General features: G+C 52.1%; 2 protein-coding genes. Both read right to left on the bottom strand.

Annotation, left to right across the window (positions count from 1 at the left end; genetic code table 11):
- Positions 1-1,068 (bottom strand): hypothetical protein (locus D6783_00135; GenBank protein RME54003.1); only part of this gene is annotated, 1,068 nt, incomplete at its 3' end.
- A gap of 105 nt (positions 1,069-1,173) precedes the next feature.
- On the bottom strand, positions 1,174-1,770 hold a 597-nt coding region (locus D6783_00130), incomplete at its 5' end, for a hypothetical protein (protein ID RME54002.1).

The raw sequence follows: 1,770 nt of genomic DNA, 5'->3' as shown, positions 1-1,770 counted from the left end.
GATTCGTGAGACGAAGTAGACGAGCCAGGAGACGATGATGAAGAGCGGGATGTTTTTGAGGCCGTCTTTGACGCTTCCTTTTCGTATGGAGCTGATGATGCACGCGGAGAAGAAGGAGCCGATGCCGAGCATGGTGTAGGCGAAGATGGTGAAGTCTTGGACGGTTACTGCGTCTGGGCTGAGGTGGAATGAGAACCCTCTCGTTCCTGCGCTGCTGCTCGTGGCGGCGAGTTGGGTCATGATGTTTGTGACGACTCTGAGGAGTTGGGTTGCCAGGCCGAAGAGGAAGGGTGCGATGATGAGGGATGCGAAGCTGATGAAGATGACGTAGGTCATGACGCTCGCGGCCATTTCTTTTCGGAGGATGGTTGCTTCTTGGATGTCTATTGCTATTTTGTTAAGGAGGTCTGTCATTTCTCCTCCTGACTTCATGCCTTCGAGGAGGAGGCTGATGGAGCGTTTGAGGACTGCTGAGTCGTACTTGTTGGTGAATTCGAGGAGTGATTCTTCTAGGCTTTCTCCCGCGATGGTTTTTTTGGCAACGTCTTCAATTTCCCTGGCGAGGACGCCGAAGCGTGGCCGGACAGCGTACCAGAGGGCGCGGTCGACAGGCATGCCTGCGAAGATGTTGGCTGAGGTGAGTTGAAGGAAGTCTGGAAGGACTGCTTCGAGTTCTTTTGTTCTGCGGTAGATGCGCATGTCAAGGTAGAAGTAGACGATGACCCAGATGAGTATCCAGAGGAGGATGAAGAACGTTGTCCACATGCCGGCGAGGAAGAGGAGGATGCCGAGGAGGGGGCGGCCGTTGAAGAGGCCGAGGAGGAAGATGGCAAGCGTCGCGGCGAGGAGGATGCCTGCTGTAGTGTAGAAGACATTTTTGTAGAGGATGTCCGGGTCGACCTCGGTGAAGCCTGCTTTTTCGAGGTAGGTTTGGAGTATTTTTCGCTGGTAATGCGGGCTTCGTTTGTTGATTTTCTTTTTGTCCTTTGAGAAGTTGAAGCTGAACGAGAGGAGTTTCTCGATGAATTGGATGGTGTTCTTCGCTATGGTTTCAAGGGCGCTGGCCATGGTGAGTGTTTTTTTGTCTTCTTTGTTCCTTTGTCCTTTGCGTGTTTCTTCTGGAGTGTGTTTTGGCGGGTGTCTCGCGTCTCTTCACGCCTCGTTCGCTTTTTGTTATATGTCCATGGGTGGGCGTTGAGATCTGACGACGGCGAGGAACATGTATTGGACGAAGCCGACGAAGAGTGCGAGGATGATGAGGATGAAGAGGTCTAGTTTGACGCCGAGGAAGGATGCCATGACGATGAGCATGGTGACGCCGAGAGAGGGAACGATAATGGCCATGATCATGTAGAACATGGCGAGAGGGTTGAGCTTCCTCCCGTACTCTTTGACTTCTATTTGTTGCTCGCGAATCATCTGGTCGAAAACAACGTTGAGCGAGTCCGCAATTTCCGCGCCTGTTTTAAGAGAGTTGAGGACTTGCCAGAGCATTTTTCTTAGTTGAGGGCTTGGCGTTGTCGCTATGGTTTCGTTGAGGGCGTCTTCAAAGGTTGTTCCGAGGTCGACTTTTGCAATGATTTCTGCGAAGTACGGGCCTACGGTGGGGAACGCTTTGCTGATGTTTACGAACGATTCGTAGAGGGGGACGCCTGACTCGAGTTCGATGATGAGGTAGCGGCCGGCGAAGACGATTTCTTTGCTGATTTGGCGGCGTATCCTGTCTGCTTTGACGTCTGCGTATTTGATGAAGTAGAAAAAGCCCATGAG

This window comes from Candidatus Woesearchaeota archaeon, assembly GCA_003694805.1.
Taxonomy (GTDB): domain Archaea; phylum Nanobdellota; class Nanobdellia; order Woesearchaeales; family J110; genus J110.
This window is presented reverse-complemented; position numbering and strand designations above follow the sequence as displayed.